Origin of the sequence: Lysobacter sp. TAF61, assembly GCF_052113485.1 — a bacterium.
GTDB lineage: Bacteria > Pseudomonadota > Gammaproteobacteria > Xanthomonadales > Xanthomonadaceae > Lysobacter_J.
In genome coordinates, this window is the sequence record NZ_JBFRDH010000001.1 from 581,342 (window position 1) to 605,961 (window position 24,620).

The following is a 24,620-nucleotide window of genomic DNA, read 5'->3' on the forward strand; positions in this document are numbered from 1 at the left end:
GAATTTGTGTCCAACCCCTTGCCTCGACCCCGCCCGACTGACTAGAATTTGCGGCTCAGCAGTCGGGGTGTAGCTCAGCCTGGTAGAGCGCTACGTTCGGGACGTAGAAGTCGCAGGTTCAAATCCTGTCTCCCCGACCAACTCCGCATCATGATGTGGAATACGCTGAAAATACGAAACGCCGGCCCTGCCGGCGTTTTTCGTTTGCGCGGTGTTGCGACCGGCCGCCAGCATCGCAATGATGTCGGCCCTGCCCTGCGCGTGCCGACCGATGGCTCTTTCCTGCGACCTCTTCCAGCGCGACGGCCGCGACTGCCTGCGCCTGAACGCCGATGACGGCGCCATCGCCCGGATCAGCCTGCACGGCGCCCACGTGCTGTCCTGGCAGCCCTCGCCTGGCCGCGAGCGCCTCTACCTGAGCCCGCGCGCAAGCTTTGCCGACGGCGCGGCCATCCGCGGCGGCATCCCGGTGGTCTTCCCGCAGTTCGCTGGCCGCGGGCCGATGATCAAGCACGGGTTCGCGCGACTGCTGCCGTGGCGCTTCGTCGGAATCGAGGCCGAGCCCGGCACGGGCCTGGCGGCGGCGGTGCTGGAACTGAACGACAGCGACGACACCCGCCGCTACTGGCCGGCCAGGTTCAGCGCACGACTGAATGTGTCGCTGGCATCGGACGCGTTGACGGTCCGGCTCGCGGTCCGCAATGCGGGCCAGACGCCCATGAGCTTCACCACGGCCCTGCACACCTACCTGCGGGTGGGCGATCTCGACGCGGTTTCGCTGCAAGGCCTGGAAGCGGCGGCATTTGAAGACAGCACGCGCGACGGCCTGGCCACGGCAGCCGAACACCGCCCGCTGCGCTTCGGAGGCGAGATCGACCGCATCTATGCCGATTGCGCGCAGGAGCTGCGGCTGTGCGAAGGCGACAACGCCGTCGCCATCACGGCCGATGGCTTCCGCGACACGGTGGTGTGGAATCCCGGCGCGGCACTGGCCGCAACGATGGCCGACCTCGGCGCGGATGAGCATCGGCACTTTGTCTGCGTCGAGTCGGGCACCGTCACCGCACCGGTGACGCTGGCGCCGGGCGAGCAATGGAGCGGCATGCAGCGGCTGCAGGCCTAGCCGCCGCTGCGGTCAGGGGCCGCGCGACTCCTCGTGCCGGACCTGCCCTTCGCCGCGCACCACGAAGCGCTCGATGGTCAGCGATTCCACGCCCATCGGGCCGTAGGCGTGCAGGCGCGTGGTCGAGATGCCGATCTCCGCGCCCAGGCCGAGCTGGCCACCGTCGTTGAAGCGCGACGAGGCATTGACCATCACCGCCGAACTGCGCGTACCGCGCACGAATGCTTCGGCCGCTGCGGCATCTTCGGTGACGATCACTTCGGTGTGATCGGAGCCATGGCGGGCGATATGCGCCAGCGCCTCTCCGATTCCATCGACCACGCGCACGGCGAGGATCAGGTCGAGGTACTCGGCGGCGTAGTCGGCGTCTTCGGCCTGCCCGACCTGGTCGGAGAACGCGCGGGTGCGATCACAGCCGCGCACTTCGACCTGCCGTGACGCCAGACGCCGCAGCGCCGCGGGCATGAAGTCGGCGGCGATGTCGCGATGGACCAGAAGCGTCTCCAGTGCGTTGCACACGCCCGGCCGCGAGGCCTTGCCGTCGACCAGCAGGTCCAGCGCCTTGCCGACGTCGGCCTGGCGATCGACATAGAGATGGCACACGCCCTTGTAGTGCTTGATAACCGGCACGCGTGCGTGCTCGGCGACGAAGCGGATCAGGCTCTCGCCGCCGCGCGGGATCGCCAGGTCGATCAGGTCCGACAGTTGCAGCAGCTCCAGCACGTGCTCGCGCGCCGGGTCGGCCACCAGCGACACCGCTGCCTCCGGCAGTCCCTGTTCGCGCAAGGCCTGGTGCAGGCAGGCGGCGATCGCGGCGTTGCTGGCACGCGCTTCGGAGCCACCGCGCAGCAGGACTGCGTTGCCCGCCTTCAGGCACAGCGCCGCGGCATCGGCGGTGACGTTGGGACGGGCCTCGTAGATCATCGCGATCAGGCCCAGCGGCACGCGTTGGCGCTCGATCACGATGCCATTGGGGCGCACCTCTCGTCGCGTGACCTGGCCGAGCGGATCGTCTTGTGCGGCCACCTCGCGCAGCCCGTTCGCCATCGCCGCGATTCGCGCCGCGTCGAGCTTGAGGCGGTCGAGCACGGCCGCACCGAGACCGGCCGCGCGCCCGCGCTCCATGTCCTCGCCGTTGGCGGCCAGCAGTTCGGAGCCATCGTGTTCCAGCAGCTGCGCCATGCGTTCGATCAGCGTCCGGCGGGCATCGCCGTCGAGCGCGGCCATCACCAGCGAAGCCTCGCGCGCACGCTCGGCCAGGTTGCGCACGTAACCGCTCATGGCTTCACCTCGGAATTTCCATCTGCGGTGACGAGCAGCACCAGGTCGTCGCGGTGGATCACCGACTCGCCATAGCGGAAGCCGAGAACGGCCTCGATGTCGTTGCTGTGCCGGCGCGCGATGCGGCCGATTTCCATTGCGCTGTACTGGGCCAGGCCGCGGGCGAAAGGCTCGGCGGTCGCCGTGCTCGAGACCACCTCGATCACGTCGCCGCGGCGGAAATCGCCTTCGACCGCGACCACGCCGCCGGGCAGCAGCGAGGCGCCCTGCCGGTGCAGTGCCGCGACCGCGCCATCGTCCACCAGCAACCGCCCTGACGAAGGCGCGTGGCGCAGCCATTGCTTGCGCGCGCGCAGCCTATCCCCCTGTGCCAGCACGAGCGTGCCGTGCAGTTGCCCCTCGCCGAGGGCCTGCACGACTGCCTCATTGCGGCCGCAGAACAGCGCGGTCGGGATGCCGGCCGCGGTCGCCTTCGCGGCTGCTTCCAGTTTGGTCCGCATGCCGCCGGTGCCGAGCTTGCCGGCGCCGCCGCTGGCGGCCTGCAAGAGCTCTGGCGTGATGCGCTCGACGCGGTTGATGGCGCGCGCATCGGGATCGCGTTGCGGATGGGCGCTGTAGAGGCCGCCGATGTCGGTGGCGATCAGCAGCAGGTCGGCATCGACCAGCGACGCCACGGCGGCGGCGAGATTGTCGTTGTCGCCGAGCTTGAGTTCGTCGACGGCGACGGCGTCGTTCTCGTTGATGATCGGCAACGCACCCAGGCGCAGCAGCTCGCGCAGCGTGGCGCGGGCGTTGAGGTAGCGACGGCGGTTTCGCAGGTCGTCGTGAGTCAGCAGGACCTGGGCGACGGGCCGATCGGACAACTGCTGCCAGAAGCCCATCAACGACGCCTGCCCGAGCGAGGCCAATGCCTGCCGCAGCACCAGGCTGTCGCCACCGGCGCCGATGCGGCCGCGGCCGGCGGCGACGGCGCCGGACGACACCAGCACCACCTCGCGCTGCTGGGCGCGGGCCTGGGCGATGAAGCGCGCCAGTCCGGCGGCATGGCGAGGGTCCAGCCCTGCGGCGTCGGGCTGATCGGAGTCAACTGGATTTGAGCCGCAGGCGAGCAGGCTGCTGCCCACCTTGAGTACGGCGCGCTGCCAGCGCGGCAGCGGCTGTGCCTGGAAGTCCCGGACTGCAACGTCGACGGCACTTCCAGGCGCGGTCATTGCAGCGCTTCCAGGCGGCTGCGCAGCTCGTCCAGGCGCAGTTCCGAGCCGGCGCCGGGCGACACGCGCGCCGCCAGACTGGCTTCGGGATCGCCCTGCTCCCAACGCGCCGGATCGGCGGCCTGCTTGTAGGCCTCGCGGAACGGCAGGCCCTGGCGGGCCAGGTCGACGGCCAGGTCGGTGGCATACATCGAGGGATCGAGCGCCCCGCGCATGCGACCGGTCTTCCATTCGAGGTTGCGCAGCAGGTCCGGCAGCAGTTCCAGCGCGCCCAGGCCGCGTCCGAAGGCGTGGAAGATCGCGCCCTTGGAGAACTGCAGGTCGCGGTGATAGCCCGACGGCAGCGACAGCAGTTGCTCGATCTCGGTGCGCGCGGCGGCGGCAGCCGAATAGCTCGCACGCATCAGCTCGATCACGTCGGGATTGCGCTTGTTGGGCATGATCGAGCTGCCGGTGGTGTACTGCGCCGGCAGCGCGACGAAACCAAACTCGGCGCTGGTGAACAGGCTCAGGTCCCAGGCCAGGCGGCGCAGGTCCAGAAGCGCCGAGGACAGCGCCTCGATGGCCGCCATCTCGAACTTGCCGCGCGAGATCTGCGCGTAGGTCGCCGCCACCTGCATCCGGCCGAAGCCGAGCGCGGCGGTGGTGTGGTCGCGCGCCAGCGGAAGATTGACGCCGTAACCGGCGGCACTGCCGAGCGGATTGGCGTCGACCCATTGCAGCGTCTGCAATGCGCGCTGCGCGTTGTCGATGTAGCCCTCGGCCCAGGCCGCCCACCACATGCCCAGCGACGACACCATCGCCCGTTGCAGGTGGGTGTAGCCCGGCAACGGCACGCCCTGCTCTGCTTCGGCGCGAGCGAGCGCGACCTCGGCGCTTTCGCGGCAGGTGGCCGCCACGCGCGCGAGCCGATCCTTCAGCCACAGGCGCGTGGCGACGAGGATCTGGTCGTTGCGGCTGCGGCCGGTGTGGATCTTCTTGCCGGCGTCGCCGAGACGCTCCACCAGGCGCGATTCGATCGCCGAATGGCAATCCTCGAAGCGCTCGTCGAGGACGAAACGGCCGGCGCGGAAATCCTCCGCCAGCGTTTCCAGTTCGCGCTTCAGTCCGGTCAGTTCGTCGGCATCGAGGATGCCGATCTGCTGCAGGCCTTCGGCATGGGCGCGGCTGGCCTGGATGTCGAACAGGAAGAACTCGCGGTCCAGGATCACGTCCTCGCCGGCGAGGAACTGCTGGATGCGCGCGTCCACCTTGACGCCGGGTTTTTGCCACAACAGATCGGACATCGTCGAATTCCTTGGTGCGTAGGTATCAGCGCGTGATGCCGGTCATCTCGTCCAGGCCAAAGGCCAGGTTGAGATTCTGCAGCGCCTGCGTCGCCGCGCCCTTGAGCAGGTTGTCCTCGGTGGCGACCACCACCAGGCGCTTGCCGTCTGGCGTCAGCGTGAACCCGCCGAGCTCGACATGGTGGCGGCCGGCGATCGCGCTGACCCAGGGGGCCTCGTCGCCGACATCCACCAGCGGCTCGCCGGCGTAGCGGTCAACATACCGCGCCACCACCTCTTCGCGCGCGAAGGACCTGGCCAGCGGCAGGTTGGCGGTGATGGTCAGGCCGCGGAAGTGCGGCGCCACATGCGGCAGGAACTGCACCTCGTGGCCGAGCTGGCGGGTGACCTCGCGCTCGTGCACATGGTTGGTCAGCGCGTAGGGCATCAGGTTGTCGCGCAGCTTTTCGGGATCGTTCTTGTCCGAGGGCGAGGTGCCGGCGCCCGAGTAACCGGAGACCCCGAAGCACTGCACCGGACCTGCGAGCGCATCCACCATCGGCGCGACCGCGAGCTGCATCGCCGTGGCGTAGCAGCCGGGATTGCTGATGCGGCGCTGGCCGTCGTAGCTGGCACGGGTCAGCTCCGGCAGGCCGTAGTACCAGCCGTCGTCGAAGCGGTAGTCGGCCGACAGGTCGATGATGACCGGGTCGACGCCGGCCGCGTCGAACGCGGCCACGCACGCCGCGGCCTTGCCGTTCGGGAGCGCCAGCACGACCGCATCGGCGCCGAGCGCGGGCAGCTCTTCGTGCGATGGCGAGCTGTAGCGCAGGTCGCCGACGTACTCGGTGATGTGATCGGCGACGCGCTGCCCGACCAGTTCGCGCGATGACACGAACGCGAGTTCGAACTGCGGATGCGCGGCGATCAGGCGGATGAGTTCAGCGCCGACGTAGCCACGGGCGCCGACGATGCCAACGGACTTAGTCACGTCCGGATGCTCCATGATTGTGCAACTTGTGAAGAAGATTGCGTTTCACCGCCGGCCATTCCGATTCGATGATCGAGAAGGCCACGGTGTCGCGGAGGCTGCCATCGGCGTGGCGCCGGTGGCTGCGCAGCACGCCGTCCTGTTTCGCCCCGAGGCGGGAGATGGCGGCGCGCGAAGCGAGGTTGAACCAGCTGGTTTCGAAGCCGACGCAGACGCAGCCCATGGCCTCGAACGCATGGCCGAGCAGGAGCAGCTTGGCCTCGGTATTGAGGCCGGTGCGCTGCACCTTCGGTGCGTACCAGGTGTAGCCGATCTGAACGCGCGGTACCGTGGCATCGAGGTCGTAGTAGCGCGTGCTGCCAACGATGTCGCCGGCGGCATCGCGAACCACGAACGGCATCGTCTTTCCCTGCGCATCCATCGCGGAGGCGATGTACGTCTCGACCTGCTCCGGCGCCGGCACGTTGGTGAACCACAGGCGCGACAACTCGCCGGCGCCGAGGGCGCTGCGCAGTCCGTCGGCGTGTGCCGACGACAGCGGTTCCAGCGTGACGTGTTCGCCGCGCAGGGTCGGGGCAACGTTCCATTGACCGGCTTGCGCTGCCATGTCAGTCCTTCAACGTCGCCGTGCGCTGCGAGCAATGCTCCACGCAGCGTTCGATCTCGCCAAAACCCTCCATGCCGTACCAGAACACCTTCCACTTCTCCTGCTTGAGGCAGCCGTCGGACTCGGCGTAGTAGAACGGATTGACCGCATTGCCATGGCGAGAACGCCAGAACAGGCGCGGGTTCTGTTCGCGCATGACATGCCACACGGCACGGCCGAGGCCCTCGCCCTGGGCTTCGTCGAGCACGGCGAACTTGTCGAGGTAGATGCCGGCATCCTCCCGGGTGAGGATCACCGCGGCGCGGTAGTTCTCGCTGACATAGGCGCGGTGCAGCGTGGTGCGCTCGAAGTAGTCCGGCATCAGCCGGCGACCGAACGCCGATTCGATCAGGCCGCGCAGGCGCTCGAGATCGAGCTGGTCCCACTGCGTGACCTGGAGCACGCGTTCGCCACGGCGCACCAGCGTGCCCGAGCCCTTGTGGGTGAACAGCTCCTTGGCCAGTTCCGCCGGCTTGGTGATCGACACCGAGGAGGTCAGCGGCAACTTGTCGAGCAGAGCCTTGATCTGTTCGATCTTGACCCGCATGCCGCCGTTGATCCACGGCTGCGACATCAGGTGCTCGTACTCGGTCGACAGGTTGATCGAGTCGATCACCTTGCCGGCGTCGTCGAGCAGGCCGCCGGTACCGGTCAGGAACACGATCTTGTACGGCTGCAGCTTCTGCACCAGCTCGTTGGCGGCGAAGTCGGCATTGACGTTGAGGATCTGGCCACCGGCTGTCTCGCCGAGGCTGGCGATGACCGGGATCGAGCCTGCGCGCAGGCTGGCTTCGATCGGCGCCAGGTTGACGCGCTTCACTTCGCCGACCAGGCCGTAGGTGTCACGATCGAGATAGTCGGACTCGAACACGCCCGAAACAATCGAGGTCGCGCGCGCATCGAATGCCTGCAGCGCCTCGACCAGCTTGAGGTTCTGCGACTGGAACACGCGGCGCACGATGGCGAGCGCCTCCGGCGAGGTCACGCGCAGGCCATTGACGGTCTGCTTCTCGATGCCGGCCGCCGCCATCTCCGCATCGAGCTGCGGGCCGGCGCCGTGGATCACGATCGGCGTCAGGCCGACGTCCTGCAGGAAGGCGAGCGAGGACGTCAGCGCCTCCAGGTCGTCGCGCAGCACGGCGCCACCGACCTTGACCACGGCGAAACGCTTGGCGTCGAGCTGGGAGAAGCGCTTGAGGTACTGCGAGATCTCTTTCGCGCTGGCCATGCTCGAGAGCAGGCGCACGATGGTCTGGCGCGTCTGAATATCGCGGGTGTCGTTCATTGCGATGAAGCTCAATCCAAAGAGTTGCTGTCGAGAATCCGGATGATGGAATCGGTGTAGCGCTGCAGTTGCTCCAGCGTCACCCACTCGTCGGCGGTGTGGGCCTGGGCGATATCGCCGGGGCCGTAGACAATCGCGGTCATGCCCGCGGCGGAGAACAACGAGGCCTCGGTCCAGAAGTCGACCGCGTTGCCGATCGGCAACTGCAGCGCATCGGCCAGGTCGCGAGCCTCCAGGCGGCGCTGTTCGGCATCTGCAACCTCGCCCGACGGCAGCGACGGACCGCGGAAGGTTTCCTCGTAGCGTTCGATCGCGCCGGCCTCGACCAGCGTGCCGAAGCGCTCGTGCAGCCCGTCGATCGACATCGACGGCAGCGGCCGAAAACCAAAACGCAGCTCAGCGCTCGGCGCGATCATGTTGGCCTTGATGCCACCCTCGACGCGTCCGATGTTGAAGCGCAGCCCGGTCAGGCCACCGAAGCGCTGGTGCGCCTCGCTCTCGACGTAGTCAAGCGCGTGCCCGCCCCAGCGGATCGCCTGGTGCAAGGCGCTGGCCTGCATCGCGTTCGCGCCCGAGGCATGCCCGGCGACACCACGGAAGCGCAGCAGCACCGAGCTGATGCCGCGATGCGCCAGCACTGCCTCGCACATCGTCGGCTCGGCGACGACCACTTCGTTGAACCCATGCAGCCCACCCAGGAAGGCCGCGATGCAGCGCGCATCGTTGGCTTCCTCGTCGGTGGAGAACAGGAACGCGGCGTCGCCCTGGGTTACCGAAGCGGCGGTCAGCAGGCCGGCCGCGGCGCCCTTGATGTCGCAGGCGCCCAGACCGATCGCGCGGTCGCCGGTGACACGTAGCGTGTGCGGATCGGCGCTCCAGGCTTCCGACGACGGCACCGTGTCCAGGTGCACGTTGAACAGGCGCTTGGGATTGCCGCGCACGGCCAGCATCGACACCGCGCCGTCACCGTGGTCGGTGACAGTGATGCGGAAGTCCGACAGTTGCGAGCGCAGGTAGTCGAAGATGCCGCCGGTGCCGATGTCCCGCGGCGGATTGCGGGTGTCGTACGAGACCAGCGCTTCGAGGTGCTTGAGGGTTTTGGCGAGCATGGCGGGTTACTTGCGGTTGATCTCGGCCCACAGCGTGCTGCTCATGCCGAACAGCTTGATGAAGCCCTCGGCCTCGGCCACGCCCCAGTCCGCCGCCTGCGCGTAGGTCGCGCCCTTGGCATTGAGGATGTGCCTGGACTCGATCGCCACCGCGCTGACCAGGCCACCCTGGGTCTCGATCACCACGTCGCCGTTGACGGTCGACTGGCTCGACTGCAGGAATGCTTCCAGATCGGTCTTGAGCGGATCGTGGAAGAAGCCTTCGTAGACCAGCTCGACCCACTTGCGCGCCACGTCGGGCTTGAAGCGGTTCTGCTGCTTGCTCAGCACCGCCTCTTCCAGCGCGCGGTGCGCGGTCAGCAGCGCGGTCAGGCCCGGGGCCTCGAAAATGATGCGGCCCTTCAGGCCGATCGTGGTGTCGCCGGTGTACAGGCCGCGGCCGACGCCGTACTGCGCGAACAGGCCGTTGAGCTTCGCCAGCATCTTGTGGCCAGCCATCTTCTCGCCGTCGAGTGCCACCGCTTCACCGTTGACGAAGCTGACCTTCACCTTCAGCGGCTGCGCCGGCCACTCGCTGCGCGGCTTGCACCAACCGACCGCACCTTCACCCGGCGCCTGCCATCGGTCGATCTCGCCGCCGGACATGGTCAGGCCGAGCAGGTTCTCGTTGATGGTGTACGCCTTCTGCTTGGCGCGCACGCCGTAGCCGCGCTCTTCCAGGTACTTCTGCTCGTAGGCACGGACCTCGGTGTGCTCCTTCTGGATCTCGCGAATCGGCGCCACGATCTCGTAGTCGCCCAGCGCCTTCACCGCCAGGTCGAAACGCACCTGGTCGTTGCCCATGCCGGTGCAGCCGTGCGCGATCACCTTGGTGCCCAGCTCATCGCAGCGCTTCAGCGCGGCCTCGACGATGAGATAACGGTCAGACACCAGCAGCGGGTACTGGCCCTGGTAGCCCTCGCCTGCCCAGACGAACGGCTTGACGAAGCCTTCCCAGATCGCCGGACCGCCATCGACGGTGACGTGCGATGCCACGCCCAGCTCGGCAGCGCGCTCCTCGATGAAGGCGCGCTCCTCGGCATCGACACCGCCGGTGTCGGCGAACACGGTGTGCACGTTCCAGCCGCGCTCCTTCAAATAGGGCACGCAGAAGCTGGTGTCGAGGCCGCCGGAGAAGGCGAGGACGATGTCACGGGTGGTCATGATTTGGGGGTCCGGTGTGGAAATGGAGTACGGGAATGCGGAATTCGGCAATACGGGAATCGGGAACGAAAGGCGGCAGCCTGAGCAGGCGTCGGCGGAGCGTCGGATGAGAGAGCGGACTCTCGTTCCCTGTTCTCGCTTCACACTCCCGCTTCACTCTCCCGCTTCACACTCCCTGCTTTAACGCGCCACCAGCGCCGCCATGATCGCCTTCTGCACATGCAGGCGGTTCTCGGCCTCGTCGATCGCGATGCACTGCGGCGAGTCCATCACGGCATCGGTGGCCTTGACGTTGCGGCGCAGCGGCAGGCAGTGGCTGAAGACGCCGTTGTTGGTCAGCGCCATCTTCGCCTCGTCGACGATGAAGTGCTGGTACTGGTCGCGAATGGGCTTCTCCGGGCCCCAGTTGCCGAAGAACGGCAACGCGCCCCAGCTCTTTGCGTAGACGACATCGGCGCCGGTGTAGGCGCTTTCGATGTCGTGGCTGACGGCGAGCGAACCACCGCTCTCGGCGACGTTCTGCGCGGCCCAGTCCATGTAGCGCTGGTCGAGGATGTAGTCCGGCGTCGGACACAGCAGGGTCACGTCCATGCCCATGCGCGTGGCGATCGTCAGCGCGGAGTTCGCCACCGCGGTGTTGAGCGGCTTGGGGTGGTAGGTCCAGGTCAGCACGTACTTCTTGCCGCGCAGATCGGTCGTGCCGAAGTGCTCCTGCAGCGCCAGGATGTGGGCCAGTTCCTGGCACGGATGCGTGATCGTCTCCATGTTGATCACCGGCACCGGCGAGTACTTGGCGAAGCTCTTGAGGACGATGTCCTCGCGGTCGTACTGCCAGTCGACGAACTTCGGGAACGCGCGCACCCCGATCAGGTCGACGTAACGGCCCAGCACCTTCGCCACTTCGGCGATGTGCTCCTCGGTGTCGCCGTCCATGACCGTGCCGAGGTTGAACTCGATCGGCCACGCGTCCTTGCCCGGCTGCAGCACCACGGCATGGCCGCCGAGCTGGAACGCACCCAGCTCGAAGCTGGTGCGGGTGCGCATCGACGGATTGAAGAACACCAGCGCGATGGACTTGCCCTTGAGCTGCTCACCGGCCTTGCTGCGCTTGAACGCGGCGGCCTGCGCCAGCAGCGCGTCGAGGTCGGCACGCGACCAGTCCTGGGTGTTTAGGAAATGCCTGTCGGGAGCGGGCCGTTGAGCAGAAGCGGTCATCGAGTGCGGTTCCGGTGATCGTATGGGGAGGGACGTGCGGTTCGCTGCGCGGGCCCGGAAAGCAAAAAAGCCCAGCGCGTAGGCTGGGCTTTTCGTGTGTCACTTCGTCTGTTTCAAGACGCGCTAGTGACCGTTACCCAGCTGGATGGCAGGTATGCGGTCGGCGAGCGCGCGAGGTCATCCCCGCCGCCATGTAGGCGGAGGTCAGGACGTCGGCGTCGGCGTAGTGGGCGTTCATTGAGGCGCGCATGCTCGCACGCACCCGCGGCGGGTGCAAGCCTTCGGCTCCGCGGCGGCCGTCAGCGGCTGCTGCCGGGCGCCACGACCGGCGTCACCGAAACCCGGATGCGCAGGCGGTTGCCCGGATCCTCGGGCAGGCGCGAGCGGAACTTGGCGCCCTTGTAGGTGTAGTCGACGTCGTAGGCGATGGGCCGGCGGTACTCGCGCTCGACCGTCACCGGCTTGCACTTGTTGTCCTGCTGTTCCTTCTCCTCGCGGGTCAGGGCGTCCTTGACCGCGCCGACCACCCGCGACAGGCGCGAGTCGCCTTCGCACTTCTGCTCGACGGTGTTGGCCTTGAGGGTCTGGTAGACCGGTGTCACCCGCAGCACCTGGGCATAGTCGAAGCGGACGTTCTCGGCCTGGATGACCGTGTTCTGCGCCATTGCCTGCGTGGCCGGCCAGGCAGCCAGCACGAGTCCGACCAGGACAGTCCAGATCACGGCAGTCGGAAGCGGAACTGGACGGTCCATCACACTCGCGGAGTCATAAATGTTTAGAAATTGTAAGCGCAGACCGGGGCCGAGGCCTGAACCCCGCCTTTAGACGGCCGGCCACGCTCACGGACACAGCCTCGGCCAGAGCCAGAGCGTAATCGACCGGCACGGCGCAGGCACCTGCGATCAGCCGCTAGAATGGCCGCAAATCCGGCGGTAACCCCATGAGCCTTCACCTTTTCAACAGCCTGACGCGACGGGTCGAGCCGTTCGTGCCCCTCGACCCCGCCCGCCCGACCATGTATGTGTGCGGGCCCACGGTCTACAACTACGTCCACATCGGCAATGCCCGCGGGCCGGTCGTCTTCGGCGTCCTGGCCGAGCTGCTGCGCCGCCGCTTCGGGGCCCTGGCCTACGCCCGCAACATCACCGACGTCGACGACAAGATCAACAACGCCGCCCGCGAACAGGGCGTGCCGATCTCCACGATCACCGACCGTTTCGCCGCAGCCTACCGCCAGGACATGGCCGCGCTGGGCGTGAAGGCCCCGGACCTGGAGCCGGAGGCCACCGCCCACATCGGCCAGATCATCACGATGATCGAGCGCCTGATCGAGACCGGCCACGCTTATGCCGCCGAAGGCCACGTGCTGTTCTCGGTCGCCAGCTACCCCGATTACGGCAAGCTCTCGCGCCGCGATCCGGAGGAAATGCTCGCCGGCGCCCGCGTCGACGTGGCGCCGTACAAGCGCGACCCGGGCGACTTCGTCCTGTGGAAGCCGTCGACCGACGACCTCCCCGGCTGGGATTCGCCGTGGGGGCGCGGTCGCCCGGGCTGGCATATCGAATGCTCGGCGATGGCGGCCGCCCACCTGGGCGAGACCATCGACATCCACGCCGGTGGCGTCGACCTGCAGTTCCCGCACCACGAGAACGAGATCGCCCAGAGCGAGTGCGCGCACGGCGGCCGGATCTTCGCCCGCCACTGGCTGCACAACGGCATGCTCAACTTCGGCGGCGCCAAGATGGCCAAGTCGGTGGGCAACATCCAGCGCGTCCACGATCTGGTGCGCGAGTACCCGCCCGAGGCGCTGCGCCTGGCCCTGCTCTCGGCGCATTACCGGCAGCCGCTGGAATGGTCGGACGGCTTGATCGAACAGAGTGTCCGCACGCTCGACCGGCTCTACGGCACTTTGCGCGATCTGGCCGATTGCGAGGCGACGAATACGTCGATCCCCGCCACGGTTGAGGCGGCCCTGGACGACGACCTCAATACCCCGCAGGTGCTTGCCGAGATCGCCCGCATCGCCGGCGAGGCGCGCAAGGCCTGTGCCATCGACGGCAGTTCCGCCAGCGATCGCGCCCGCCTCAAGGGCGAACTGCTCGGCGCCGGCCTGGCGCTGGGCCTGCTGCAGCAGGAGCCGGCGCAGTGGTTCGCGCGCGGCGCCAGCAACGACGACGATGGCCGCATCCAGGCGCTGATCGACGAGCGCATTGCGGCCAAAAAGGCGCGCGATTTCGCCCGCGCCGACGCGATCCGCGACCAGCTCGCCGCAGAAGGCATCCTGCTCGAGGACACCGCGCAGGGCGTGCGCTGGAAGCGGGCCTAGCACTGGCGGAACTGACGGACCTGTTTGCGCACACGGGCAGCACCTGTACAGGCGTAAAATTGCCGCCATGAATGCCATCGCCGCCCCCACCAGCCCGTTTCCCACCGAAGCCTCGCCGAGCGAGGCGCAGGCGGCGATCCGCGAGGAATTCGCCTTTTTCGGCGACTGGTCCGAACGCTACCAGTACCTGATCGACCTCGGCCGCAAGCTGCCGGACCTGCCGGCGGAATGGAAATCCGAGGAGCATCGCCTGCACGGCTGCCAGTCGATGGTGTGGATCGTCGTCGATGGCGACGGCGACCGCCTCGACTTCCACGCCATCAGCGATTCGGCGATCGTGTCCGGGCTGATATACCTGGCGCTGCGCGTGTACTCCGGCCGCAGCGCCGCCGAGATCGCCGCCACCGACGCCGACTACATCGCCGACATCGGCCTGGCCAAGCACCTCTCGCCCACGCGCAGCAACGGCCTGTCCGCGATCCTGGGTTTCATCCGCGACCAGGCACGGCAGCGCCTGTAATGCCGGTCCGGTCTTTCGCCAGGCGTGAGGGACCATGAGCACGGAGGCTGAGGCTCTGCCCGTCCCCGGCGTCTCCGAGCTGCTGCGCAATCGCGGCTTCACCGGCCTGCTGACCTATCGCCTGCTGGCGATGCTGTCGTACCAGATCGTCGCGGTGACGGTCGGCTGGCATGTCTACGAGCTCACCCGCGATGCCTTCGCCCTGGGCCTGATCGGCCTGGCGGAGGTGATCCCGTACTTCTGCTTTGCCCTGTTCGCCGGCTATGCGGTCGACCATCTGCCGCGGCGCAAGCTCGGCATGGCGGCGTGCCTGGGCCTGCTGCTGACGACGCTGACCCTGGCCGGCGTGGCTTCCGGTGTCCTGCCCGCCGGCGTCTCCGGTTTCAGCGCGCTGACCATCTACGCCGCCATCGCGGTCAATGGCGTCGTCCGTGCGTTCCTGGCGCCGGTCTACATGTCGCTGTTCGCGCGCGTGCTCAAGCGCGAGCAGTTCGCACGCGGCGCGGGCGTCAGCAGCGTCGTCATGCAGACCGGCCTGGTGCTGGGTCCGGCGATGGGCGGCCTGCTGGTTGCATGGGGAGGGAAGACGTCGGCCTATCTGGTCGCTGCCGGTTTCGCCCTGGCCGCGGCGATCGCGGTGATCGCCGTGCGCGTGACCGAGCCGCCGAAGCCGGCCGAGCGGGCGCCGGTATTCAAGAGCATCGGCGAAGGGTTGCAGTTCGTCTTCAGGACCCAGGTCGTGCTCGGTGCGCAGGCACTGGACATGTTCTCGGTGCTGTTCGGCGGCGCGGTGGCGCTGCTGCCGGCCTTCATCAATGAAATCCTCCACTACGGTCCGGAGGCGCTCGGCCTGCTGCGCGCGGCGCCGGCCGCCGGCGCGGTGCTGGTAGGCGTCTATCTGGCGCGGCGGCCGTTGCAGCGCCATGCGGGGCGGGTGTTGCTGGTCGCGGTTGCCGGCTTCGGGCTGTGCATCATCGGCTTTGCGCTGTCGCGCCACCTGTGGCTGTCGGCGTTGATGCTGATGCTGTCGGGCATGTGCGACGGCGTGTCGGTGGTGTTGCGCTCGACGATCCTGCAGCTGGCCACGCCCGATCACATGCGCGGGCGGGTCTCGTCGATCAACGGCATCTTCATCGGCTCGTCGAACGAGCTGGGTGCGTTCGAGTCCGGTGTTGCCGCACGCCTGTTGGGCCTGGTGCCGTCGGTGATCTTCGGCGGTTGCATGACGCTGGCGGTGGTCGGGGCGACGGCGAAACTGGCGCCGAAGCTGCGCCGGCTGGATCTGCGCGATCTGCAGTAGGCGCCCCGTCACCCAATCGGGCCCAGAACAAAAAAGCCCGGCCTGAGCCGGGCTTTTTTGACAGTCGAGCGCGAAGGCCTAGTCGCCCATCTGCTTTTGCATGTGCTCCCAACGCTCCTGCGCATCGATCGTGCGCTCGGCGGTGAGGCGTGCCTCGAGGCGCTCCAGGCCGATCTCTTCGCCGGTGTCGACGCAGTAACCGTAGTCGCCCGAATCGACGCGCTTGAGCGTGCTGTCGATCTTGCTGATCAGCTTTCGGTAACGATCGCGGGTGCGCAGCTCCAGCGAGTTTTCGGTCTCGCGGGTGGCGCGCTCGGCTTCGTCGCCGACATCGCGGACTTCGTCCTTCAGGTTCTCGATGGTCTGCTTGGATTCCTCGACCAGATCCGTGCGCCAACGCAGCAGGCGCTGACGGAAGTACTCGAGCTGGAGCGGGTTCATGTACTCCTCGTCGACCGCCGGGCGGTAGCCCGTCGGGACGACGGGGCGTCCGCTGGTTTCATCGGTGGTGTACGGCACGACCTTGACCTTGCCTCTCGGCGCAGGGGCCTGCGGCTTGGCGACGACGGCCACGGCTACCTTGCCGGTCGGTCGTGGAGCGGTTTTGGTCGCTGGGGTGCTGGCGGCCGCCGCTTTCGATGCAGGCGCCTTATTGGATGCGGATTGCGTCACTGGATTCTTGGCAACTTGAGGCTTGCTTACGGCCGGTTCCACCGATGCTGACTTGGTGGCCGGACGCGGTGCGGGTTTCTTGACGACGACGGGCGTGCTCTCCGGCTTTGCGGCGGGCTTGCCTTCGTTACGGGGGATGGGCTTGCTCGGCGCGGGTCTGGCCGGTGCGGCCTGCTTCGCGGGAACTTGCTTTGCAACTGCCGGCTTCGTAACTGCCGGCTTTGCTACTGCCGGCTTTGCTACTGCCGGCTTTGCCGCTGGCTTGGCTGCCGGTTTCGCGGCTGCCACCTTCTTGGCGACCGGCTTCTTGGCCGGGACCGCCTTCTTGGCGACGGGTTTCTTGGCGACGGCTGCCTTCTTGACCGGAGCCTTCTTGGCCAAGGCCTTCCTGGCAGCCGGCTTCTTGGCCGCAACCGCCTTCTTGGCGACCGGCTTCTTGCTGGCGACCTTCTTCGCGGCCGGCTTCTTGGCGACCGCCTTCTTCGCTGCGGGTTTGCTGGACACGGCCTTCTTCGCGGCCGGCTTGACGGTCTTCTTGACGGCCTTTGCGGCCTTCTTCGCGGTTTTTTTCACTGCCACGAGCGACTTGTCCTTCTGTTCCCCTGAGGACCTTCGAACCGGGGCTCGAAGGCTGAATTAAGGCCAGCGTGTAAAGGCCACAGCATGCCCCACTTTGCATCGCGGCGTGCAAGTGCCGAAATGCCGGTACGGAGCCATACATCGTGCCGGTTCCGCACGGTTCAAGCGAGCCGCAAGGGATCGTCCGAACCTGAAGCCTTGTGACGGGAAAGCGCGCTGTTATACCCTGCCCCGGCACCCGCGGCAACCGCACATTCAAGTGCTTGACCGCATTAAGGAATCGTGATCGACCGCCTTCTCATTGCCGTTCTCCGCGGTTACAAGCGCTGGATCAGTCCACTGCTCGGGCCGCGTTGCCGCTTCCATCCCACCTGTTCGGAATACGCCATGCAGGCAATCGCCCGCTTTGGCGCCTTCAAGGGCAGCTGGCTGGCGTTGCGGCGGATCCTGCGCTGCCATCCCCTCCATCCCGGCGGGCACGACCCGGTGCCGGGGTCCACTGATGGAACCACTGACGGAACCTCCACATGCCATCGACACTGATCGTCAACGCCCGCCTGGTCAACGAAGGCCGAGAATTCGACGGCGACCTGCGCATCGAAGCCGGCCGCATCGGCCAGATCGGCAGCGGGCTGTCGGCCCGCGATGGCGAAACCGTGGTGGATGCCGCCGGACGGCGCCTGCTGCCTGGCATGATCGATGACCAGGTGCACTTCCGCGAGCCGGGCATGGAGTACAAGGCCGACATCGCGACCGAGTCGGCGGCGGCCGTGGCCGGTGGCCTGACCACCTTCATGGACATGCCCAACACCAATCCGCCAACGCTCGACGCGGCGGCGCTGGAGAACAAGTACCAGCGCGCCGCCGGCCGCGCCTGGGGCAATTACGGCTTCTACATGGGCGCCAGCAACGACAACCTGGCCGCAATCCAGTCGCTCGACCCGCGCACCGCGCCCGGCATCAAGGTGTTCATGGGCGCGTCCACCGGCAACATGCTGGTCGACAACCCGCAGATCCTCGACAGCATCTTCCGCGATGCGCCCACGCCGATCATCACGCACTGCGAAGACACGCCGATGATCGACGCCGAAATGGCCCGCTACAAGGCCAGGTACGGCGACGACATCCCGGCCGCCTGCCACCCCGACATCCGCTCGCGCGAAGCGTGCATGAAGTCGACGCAGCTGGCGCTGTCGCTGGCGAAGAAACACGGTTCGCGCCTGCACGTGCTGCACATCAGCACTGCCGACGAACTGGCGCTGTTCGAACGCGGCCCGCTGCTGCGTGGCGATGGCACCCGCAAGCGGATCACTGCCGAAACCTGCATCCATTTCCTGCGCTTCGACCGCGCCGACTACGAGCGCCTGGGCAACCTGATCAAGTGCAATCCGGCGATCAAGGACGCCAGCGACCGCAAGGCGCTGATCCAGGCGCTGGCCGACGACGTCATCGACGTGCTCGCCACCGACCACGCGCCGCATACGCTGGAAGAAAAGGCCCGCCCGTACACCTCCGCGCCGAGCGGCCTGCCGCTGGTGCAGTACGCGCTCAATGCCGCGCTGGAGCTGGTCCATGAAGGCCACCTCAGCACCGCACAGGTGGTGCAGAAATTCGCCCATGCGCCGGCGCAGCTGTTCGACGTCCAGGGTCGCGGCTTCCTGCGCGAGGGCTATGCCGCCGACCTGGTGCTGGTCGAGGACACGCCATTCACCGTGCAACGCGAGGACGTGCTGTCCAAGTGCGGCTGGTCGCCATTCGAGGGCACCACGTTCCATTCGCGCATCGCCTCGACCTGGGTCAACGGCGAGCTGGTCTGGGACGGTCGCCGCCTGATCGGCACGCCGCAGGGACAGCGCCTGGCCTTCGATCGATGAGGTTGCGCCTGGCGTTGGCGCTGGTGCTGCTGGTGGCCGGCGCGGCCGCGGCGCAACAGGCGACCACGCCGCAGGGGCCAACACCGCAGGGGCCGGATTCGTCCAGCCAGTCCTTCCACGGCGCGTTCCTGCCGACCAGCGTGCCGCAGGGTTCGCTGGTAATCGGCCTGGCCGGTCCGGATGCCGATGTCGAGTACGACGGCCGCCGTTTGCGGGTGTCGTCCAACGGGACGTTTGCGTTCGGCGTGGGCCGCGACGCCACCGGCCCGCTGTCGGTGACGATCAGCGACAGCAACGGCAGCGCCGTCCACCAGATCGCCGTGTCCAGGCGCGACTGGCCGGTCGAGAACATCAACGGCGTGCCGCCCAAGACGGTCGAACCACCGCCGGAGATCGCCGCGCGGATCGAACGCGAACAGGCGCAGGTAACCGCCGCGCGCGTGCGCGACGACGATCGCGACGACTACGCACAGACATTCGTGTGGCCGCTGCAGGGACGCATCAGCGGTCGCTTCGGCAACCAGCGCGTCTACAACGGCACGCCCAAGTCACCGCATTCGGGGATGGACATCGCCGCGCCCACCGGTACGCCGGTCAAGGCGCCGGCTGCGGGCGTGGTCACCTTTGCCGCGCCCGATCTCTACCTTACCGGTGGCACGCTGCTGATCGACCACGGCCACGGCGTCAGTTCCAACTTCCTGCACTTGTCGCGGATCGACGTGAAAGTCGGAGATCGCATCCGGCAGGGCCAGGTGATCGGCCTGGTCGGCGCCACCGGTCGCGCCACCGGGCCGCATCTGCATTGGGGCATGAACTGGTTCGACGTCAGGATCGACCCGCTGCTGCTGTTGCCGCCAACGCAGTAACGCGCCCGCGGTTCGCCTCGTTCAGACGATCGCGGCGGTCGCGCGCAGGCGCGATGCGGTGTAGCCGGTGACGCGGTCGCGGCCGGCGGCCTTGCTGGCATACAGCGCGGCATCGGCGCGCTCGAGCAGCTTTTCCACGCTCTCGCCATGGTGCAGCTCGGCAACGCCGAGGCTGAGCGTGGCGGTGAACAGGCGTCCGTCGATCGACAGCGGCCGGCAATTCACCGAAACGCGGAGGTTCTCGGCCACGCCTAGCGCCTCGCGCAGTTGCGTGTCGGGCAGCACCACCAGGATCTCGTCGCCACCGAAGCGTCCGAACAGGTCGTAGGTGCGCAGGCGATTGCGCGTGCGCAAGGCAATGATGCGCAACGTCTGGTCGCCGATGCGATGGCCGTGTTCGTCGTTGATGCGCTTGAAGTGGTCGACGTCGAAGAACACCAACGACAGCGGCCGGCGCCCGCGCTGCGCCGATTCGACCAGCGCCTCCAGCCGTTCCTCGATCGCCGAGCGGGTCAGCGCGCCGGTCAGCACGTCGTAGGTGGCCAGGCGGCTGGCGTGGTCGCGATCCCGGCGCAGCTGGTGCATGTGGTCGGTCAGGCCGATCGTCAGCACCAGCCCGCCGAGGGCAAAACCAATCGGCAGCGCGTATTCCAGCCACTCCGGATTGCGCCAGCCACCGAGCAGCTCGCCCATCCGCAGGATCACCAGCACCACCATCGGCGACCACGACAGCAGCATGAAATAGGCTTCTCGCTGGCGCTGGAAACTGCCGACCACGCTGGCAACGAACATGATCGCCGCTGACGCCAACAGCACCAGGTTCGCGGTCAGGGCGATGGCGCTGGCTGCGCTGGCGATCGTCGCCATCATCAGCACCAGCAGCAGCGCGTTGCAGACGTGCAGGACCCGCATCAGGCGCGGTTGGCGCTCCGGCAGGCTCAGGTAGAACGCGAGGAAACTGTTGCTGGCCAGCACGGTGAGCATGCCGAACATGCGTCCCACGCGCGGGTCGTAACCGATCAGCTCGGCCAGCCAAGGCAGGATCCGCAGTTCGCCGCCGATGCTCGCCTGGTACACGGCCTGGGCGAACATCGCCAGGAACAGATAGACGTAACTGCGTTCGCCGATGCCGATCCAGAAACCGAACGCGAGCATCGCCAGCACCAGCAACGTGCCCAGCACCAGCGTGCGCAGGGCGACGTGGCTCAGGTCGTGGCGATGGACTTCCGACAGCGACTCGACGGCCACCGGCATCGGCGACGGACTGAGCATGTGCACGCGCAGGTAGATCTGCTCGCCGGTCGCCAGTCCCTGCGGCAACGGTATGACCAGCGCGCGGGTCGAGAACGAGCGATCGGCGACGTCGCCGATCAGGCCCCGTCGCACCGGCATCGCTTCGCCAGGCCGCCAGGCCTCGACCTGGTTGAGGTGCGGGAAGCGCAGGACCAGGTTGGGTGCGTCGGCCGGCGCCACCGCCTCGCGTGCGGTCAGCCGCCACCACTTCGGTTGCGACGACGTCTCGAAGATCGACTGACCTTCGACCTGGGCAAACTCGCTGTCATGCTCACCGGCAAGCACCTGGACCGGGAGCGGATCGCCGTCGAGGCGGGCCACGTCGAAAAGCTGCGCCGACACTGAGGTCGCCACCAGCATTCCGAACACGGCAACTGCTGCCTGCCACCACCGTCGCGCGGGTTTCCCCATGATCCGGACCGGCCCCCTGCTTTTACGCAGTCAGCATAGCCCAAGTGAGACGTGCGTCGCGAAACCGCCCGGCGGAGCAGGGGTGCCTGCCGTCGACCGGGCTCTGGCGGGAGGCCCTGGTAAGGCGCCCGGGGGGACCATCGGCGGGCCCCGCGTGCAGGGGTGGCGCGTGCAGGGGTGGTGTTACGCCTGGGCGCCCTGGCCGCTGACGCGAGCGACCGCATCGTGGGCGTGCAGGCTCTCGAAGTGGGCGACTTCGGCGTCGAAGCGCTCGATGCGCGGGTCGGCCGACAGCGCGGCGGCGACGCGGCGGGCCGCGTCCTCGCAGAACATCAGGTTCTCGGCGTTGAGGCGGGCGAAGGCCTGCTCGTCCTCACGCTTGACCGCGGTCTGCACCGGCGTCCCGAGCGCCTGCTCGAGGGCGTCGATCAGGGCCGCCAGCGGCAGTTCGTCGAAGGCCGGGCGCAGCTCGACCCTGACGTCGGCGCGGCTGCGCTGGGCATGCGGGGTGGCCGCCAGGCCACGCTCCGACGACAGCCATTCGCCAACCACCGCATTCGACAGCGGCCGCGCGCCAGCGAAATCCTCGGCGAAGCGATCGGCATTGAGCTGGCGCGAAAGCGCCGCCGAGGCCGGGCACGTGCTGGAGTATTCAACGGCGAAACGCAGCGCCAGGTGCAGGTGCCCCTCGCGCAGGCTGGCATCGATCTCGACCGGATAGCGCTTCCAGCCGGCGTTGTCGCTGGCCAGGGCGCGGCGCAGGAGCAGCTGGTCGTAGCGCACGACCAGGCGCGCGGCGCTGGAGATTCCGCCCTGGTTGTCGATCAGGTTCTGCAGCACGCGGCGCAGGCCGGCCGGGGTGACCGTCTCGCTGGCGAAGGCGTTCTGCAGTTGCAGGTACATGCGCGACATGTGGATGCCGCGGGCATTGGCGTCCTTGAGATCGACCGAAACGTCGACCGAGGCCGCAACCGTCATCGTCTCGCCATCGGCGGACGCCACGCGCAGCGGCAGGGCGATGTTGGACATGCCAACCCAGTCGAGCGGACGCGCCGCGGCAGCGGCGTCGAAGGCGACATCGGGGAGACGGCGCGGGGTTTGCGGGATCGTGGTCACGGCGAGGGATATGGGGTTGGCGCGGGGGAGCGCAAGCCGGGCCATTGTAGCGGGCCACCACGACCACCCCGCCGGCGTGGCCTGCAACAGTCAGTTGCGAGGCCGCAGCTGGCTTGAGCGCCTGCCGGCCTCAGCTGCGGGCGCCGCGCCAGGCGCTCAGCACGGCGCTCCATGGCGGCAACGGCAAGGCCGCGTCGCCCCGGCGCAGGCGCTGGCGGGCAAGCGCCGACCACAGCCTGCGCGGGCGCGTGGCCGCCCCGCCCGACGGCCAAGCCTTCAGCAGTTCGGCCGCCCACGCGCTCGTCGCCGTCCCGCTGCCGGCCCGGGCCAGCGTTGCCAGTGGCGCGGCGGCCTCGCCGACGTGCGCCAGGCGCGAATACAACAGGCCGGCGGCGACAGTCAGTTCGGCCTGCTCGTCCAGGACGGAAGACCCGACGTCGGCACGAGGTGGCTCCAGCCCGGCGAACAGCGCCGACTCGACGGCGGCGACAGCGTGCGCGAACGGCCGCAGCGAGGCATAGGCGTCGTCGCGATCGCGCGGGCGCTCGCGACTCTCGCGCAGATACGGCAGCGCAGTGGCCAACGTCAGCCATGGCGCCTGCAATTTCTGCAGGGCGATGCCGAGCGGATGGCGGCGGGCGCCGAGTGTCCAGCCGCGCAGCTCTTCTGCCCACCACGCCAGCTTGGCTTCACCGGGGCGCGCATCGCTGCCACCCCAGGCGGCGTCGGTCAGCTCCTGCAGCAGCGCTGCCCAGGCCAGTGCGACTTCGCGCTGCGCCTGCGGTACGAACACCTGCACCACCGCCCACTCCGGCCAGCGTGCGCGGAACTTGTCGAGAAAACTGCCGAGCGCCTCGTCGTCGCCGGCAGCAGGGCGCTCGTTCGGCCCGCTCATCGCGGCAGCGGCCAGGCCGCGGCGCCGATCAGTTCGGCCGGCGCCTGGATCATCACGTCGCCCTGCCACGCCACCGGATCGTCGCCATCGAGCCGGTAGCCCCACAGCGCCACCACCGACGGCATGCCGGCGGCGCGTGCGGCCTGGATGTCGCGTTCGTCGTCGCCGACGTAGACGCACTGCGCCGGATCGACACCGATGCGCTCGGCGGCCACGGTCAGCGGCAACGGATCGGGCTTGCGCCGCGCCAGCGTGTCGCCGCCGATCAGCACCGCGCAGCGCTGCTCCCAGCCCAGCACCGGCATCAGCAGGCGGGCCAGGTATTCGGGCTTGTTGGTGACGATGCCCCAGGTGCTGCCGGCCGCTTCCAGCGCGGCCAGCATCGCGTCGATGCCATCGAACAGATGGCCATGGCGACCGAGCTCGCGCTCGTAATGGCTGAGGAACTCGGGGATCCAGCTTTCGCGCTGCGGCTCGTCGACCTGCGGGAATGCCGCCGCGATCATCGCCCGCGCACCCTTGGACACGTGCGGACGCAACTGTTCCAGCGGCATCGGCGGCTGTCCGCGCGCGGCACGCATCGCATCGATCGCCGCGACCATGTCGGGCGCACTGTCGAGCAGGGTGCCGTCAAGATCGAACAGGACGGCGCGGGGGAAAGTGTGCGTGGGCATGGCGCGGCTTTACGGAAGGGTTATCAGGCGTCCGGCTTGCGCGCGCATGCCAGGTAGTTGACGTCGGTGCGCGAGATCACGCGGGCGCTGTTGCGCCACGGCTCGTACATCAGGCCACTGACATCCTCCAGCTGCATGCCGGCGCCGCGCAGCCATGCGCCCAGCTCGGAGGGCTTGATGAAATCGCGGTACTGATGCGTGCCGCGCGGCAGAACACCGGCGACGTACTCGGCGCCGACGATGGCCAGGGCGAAGGCCGCCGGCGTGCGGTTGAGCGTGGACAGGAACAGGCGGCCACCCGGACGCAGCAATGCCGTGCAGGCGCGGATGATGGAACCCGGATCCGGAACGTGCTCGAGCATCTCCATGCAGGTGATGGCATCGAACTGCGCCGGCATCTCCTCGGCCAGCGACTCCACCGACTGCAGGCGATAGTCGACCTTGATGCCGCTTTCCAGTCCGTGCAGGCGCGCCACCTTGACCAGCTCCGGCGCCAGGTCGAGCGCGGTCACCTGTGCGTCCTCGCCCGCCATAGCTTCGCTGAGCAGGCCGGCGCCGCAGCCGACGTCAAGCACGCGCGCACCCTGCAACGCGGTGCGCTGGGCAACGTAACCAAGTCGCGCGGGGTTGAGTGCATGCAGCGCCTTCTGCGGCCCCTGCGGGTCCCACCAGCGCTGGGCGAGCGCGCCGAACTTGTCGAGCTCGGCCTGGTTGAAGTTGCTGTCGTTGGGTTGGGATGCAGCGCTCATGCTAAGGACCTCGGTC

At 68.0% G+C, this 24,620-nt stretch carries 23 protein-coding genes and 1 tRNA gene; 8 read left to right on the plus strand and 16 right to left on the minus strand.

The window, feature by feature from the left end:
- The first annotated feature begins 63 nt into the window (after positions 1-63).
- A tRNA-Pro gene (locus AB4Y64_RS02580) sits at positions 64-140 on the plus strand.
- A 131-nt stretch (positions 141-271) separates the two neighbouring features.
- Complete coding sequence (locus AB4Y64_RS02585; RefSeq protein WP_441814877.1) at positions 272-1,123, plus strand: D-hexose-6-phosphate mutarotase; 852 nt, start codon at positions 272-274, stop codon at positions 1,121-1,123.
- 12 nt (positions 1,124-1,135) lie between these two features.
- On the opposite strand, the gene AB4Y64_RS02590 is transcribed toward AB4Y64_RS02585, so the two are convergent.
- The 10 genes from AB4Y64_RS02590 to AB4Y64_RS02635 all read right to left on the minus strand — a co-directional run bounded on the left by AB4Y64_RS02590 (position 1,136) and on the right by AB4Y64_RS02635 (position 12,081).
- On the minus strand, positions 1,136-2,404 hold the full coding sequence (locus AB4Y64_RS02590; protein ID WP_441814878.1) for a glutamate-5-semialdehyde dehydrogenase: 1,269 nt from the start codon (positions 2,402-2,404) through the stop codon (positions 1,136-1,138).
- Positions 2,401-3,615, minus strand: a complete 1,215-nt coding sequence (gene proB, locus AB4Y64_RS02595; RefSeq protein WP_441814879.1) for a glutamate 5-kinase — start codon at positions 3,613-3,615, stop codon at positions 2,401-2,403. Before proB ends, AB4Y64_RS02590 begins: the two co-directional genes overlap by 4 nt.
- Positions 3,612-4,901, minus strand: coding sequence for an argininosuccinate lyase (argH, locus tag AB4Y64_RS02600; RefSeq protein ID WP_441814880.1), 1,290 nt, complete (start codon positions 4,899-4,901; stop codon positions 3,612-3,614). Before argH ends, proB begins: the two co-directional genes overlap by 4 nt.
- 25 nt (positions 4,902-4,926) lie before the next feature.
- Positions 4,927-5,886 carry an N-acetyl-gamma-glutamyl-phosphate reductase gene (gene argC / locus AB4Y64_RS02605; RefSeq protein WP_441814881.1) on the minus strand — a complete coding sequence of 320 codons (960 nt, stop codon included), beginning with the start codon at positions 5,884-5,886 and terminating at the stop codon, positions 4,927-4,929.
- The gene (locus AB4Y64_RS02610; RefSeq protein WP_441814882.1) at positions 5,864-6,478 is read right to left on the minus strand and encodes a GNAT family N-acetyltransferase; all 615 of its coding nucleotides are present in this window, start codon (positions 6,476-6,478) and stop codon (positions 5,864-5,866) included. The genes argC and AB4Y64_RS02610 overlap by 23 nt, the downstream gene beginning before the upstream one ends.
- 1 nt (position 6,479) lies before the next feature.
- Positions 6,480-7,802, minus strand: coding sequence for an acetylglutamate kinase (locus tag AB4Y64_RS02615; RefSeq protein WP_441814883.1), 1,323 nt, complete (start codon positions 7,800-7,802; stop codon positions 6,480-6,482).
- Positions 7,803-7,813: 11 nt separating this feature from the next.
- Positions 7,814-8,911: an acetylornithine deacetylase gene (locus AB4Y64_RS02620; protein ID WP_441814884.1), complete on the minus strand. Its 1,098-nt coding sequence runs from the start codon at positions 8,909-8,911 to the stop codon at positions 7,814-7,816.
- 6 nt (positions 8,912-8,917) lie between these two features.
- The gene (locus AB4Y64_RS02625; RefSeq protein ID WP_441814885.1) at positions 8,918-10,114 is read right to left on the minus strand and encodes an argininosuccinate synthase; all 1,197 of its coding nucleotides are present in this window, start codon (positions 10,112-10,114) and stop codon (positions 8,918-8,920) included.
- A gap of 180 nt (positions 10,115-10,294) precedes the next feature.
- Positions 10,295-11,329: an N-acetylornithine carbamoyltransferase gene (locus AB4Y64_RS02630; protein ID WP_441814886.1), complete on the minus strand. Its 1,035-nt coding sequence runs from the start codon at positions 11,327-11,329 to the stop codon at positions 10,295-10,297.
- Between the two features lie 299 nt (positions 11,330-11,628).
- On the minus strand, positions 11,629-12,081 hold the full coding sequence (locus AB4Y64_RS02635; protein ID WP_441814887.1) for a hypothetical protein: 453 nt from the start codon (positions 12,079-12,081) through the stop codon (positions 11,629-11,631).
- Positions 12,082-12,269: 188 nt separating this feature from the next.
- On the opposite strand from AB4Y64_RS02635, the gene cysS reads away from it, so the two are divergent.
- The 3 genes from cysS (at position 12,270) to AB4Y64_RS02650 (ending at position 15,475) form a co-directional block, all read left to right on the plus strand.
- On the plus strand, positions 12,270-13,655 hold the full coding sequence (gene cysS / locus AB4Y64_RS02640) for a cysteine--tRNA ligase (protein ID WP_441814888.1): 1,386 nt from the start codon (positions 12,270-12,272) through the stop codon (positions 13,653-13,655).
- A gap of 67 nt (positions 13,656-13,722) precedes the next feature.
- The gene (locus AB4Y64_RS02645; RefSeq protein WP_441814889.1) at positions 13,723-14,175 is read left to right on the plus strand and encodes a SufE family protein; all 453 of its coding nucleotides are present in this window, start codon (positions 13,723-13,725) and stop codon (positions 14,173-14,175) included.
- A 34-nt stretch (positions 14,176-14,209) separates the two neighbouring features.
- Complete coding sequence (locus AB4Y64_RS02650) at positions 14,210-15,475, plus strand: MFS transporter (protein WP_441814890.1); 1,266 nt, start codon at positions 14,210-14,212, stop codon at positions 15,473-15,475.
- 78 nt (positions 15,476-15,553) lie between these two features.
- Here the strand turns inward: AB4Y64_RS02650 and dksA are convergent, their stop codons facing one another.
- Positions 15,554-16,726, minus strand: coding sequence for an RNA polymerase-binding protein DksA (gene dksA / locus AB4Y64_RS02655; protein WP_441814891.1), 1,173 nt, complete (start codon positions 16,724-16,726; stop codon positions 15,554-15,556).
- A gap of 282 nt (positions 16,727-17,008) precedes the next feature.
- Between dksA and yidD the strand changes: the two genes are divergently transcribed.
- Genes yidD through AB4Y64_RS02670 form a run of 3 tightly spaced genes read left to right on the plus strand, consistent with a single transcriptional unit; the run spans position 17,009 to position 19,466 of the window.
- Positions 17,009-17,269, plus strand: a complete 261-nt coding sequence (gene yidD / locus AB4Y64_RS02660) for a membrane protein insertion efficiency factor YidD (protein ID WP_441814892.1) — start codon at positions 17,009-17,011, stop codon at positions 17,267-17,269.
- Positions 17,254-18,600: a dihydroorotase gene (locus AB4Y64_RS02665; RefSeq protein ID WP_441814893.1), complete on the plus strand. Its 1,347-nt coding sequence runs from the start codon at positions 17,254-17,256 to the stop codon at positions 18,598-18,600. Before yidD ends, AB4Y64_RS02665 begins: the two co-directional genes overlap by 16 nt.
- Positions 18,597-19,466, plus strand: coding sequence for a M23 family metallopeptidase (locus AB4Y64_RS02670; RefSeq protein WP_441814894.1), 870 nt, complete (start codon positions 18,597-18,599; stop codon positions 19,464-19,466). Before AB4Y64_RS02665 ends, AB4Y64_RS02670 begins: the two co-directional genes overlap by 4 nt.
- Before the next feature lie 21 nt (positions 19,467-19,487).
- Here the strand turns inward: AB4Y64_RS02670 and AB4Y64_RS02675 are convergent, their stop codons facing one another.
- From AB4Y64_RS02675 to ubiG, 5 genes are all read right to left on the minus strand, one after another.
- Positions 19,488-21,119: a diguanylate cyclase gene (locus AB4Y64_RS02675; RefSeq protein ID WP_441815217.1), complete on the minus strand. Its 1,632-nt coding sequence runs from the start codon at positions 21,117-21,119 to the stop codon at positions 19,488-19,490.
- A gap of 234 nt (positions 21,120-21,353) precedes the next feature.
- Complete coding sequence (gene folE2, locus AB4Y64_RS02680) at positions 21,354-22,286, minus strand: GTP cyclohydrolase FolE2 (RefSeq protein ID WP_441814895.1); 933 nt, start codon at positions 22,284-22,286, stop codon at positions 21,354-21,356.
- 130 nt (positions 22,287-22,416) lie between these two features.
- Positions 22,417-23,181 (minus strand): phytoene/squalene synthase family protein, encoded by a 765-nt coding sequence (locus AB4Y64_RS02685; protein WP_441814896.1) that lies wholly within the window; start codon positions 23,179-23,181, stop codon positions 22,417-22,419.
- The gene (locus AB4Y64_RS02690) at positions 23,178-23,855 is read right to left on the minus strand and encodes a phosphoglycolate phosphatase (protein ID WP_441814897.1); all 678 of its coding nucleotides are present in this window, start codon (positions 23,853-23,855) and stop codon (positions 23,178-23,180) included. The genes AB4Y64_RS02685 and AB4Y64_RS02690 overlap by 4 nt, the downstream gene beginning before the upstream one ends.
- Positions 23,856-23,878: 23 nt before the next feature.
- Positions 23,879-24,604: a bifunctional 2-polyprenyl-6-hydroxyphenol methylase/3-demethylubiquinol 3-O-methyltransferase UbiG gene (ubiG, locus tag AB4Y64_RS02695; RefSeq protein WP_441814898.1), complete on the minus strand. Its 726-nt coding sequence runs from the start codon at positions 24,602-24,604 to the stop codon at positions 23,879-23,881.
- Positions 24,605-24,620 lie beyond the last annotated feature (16 nt).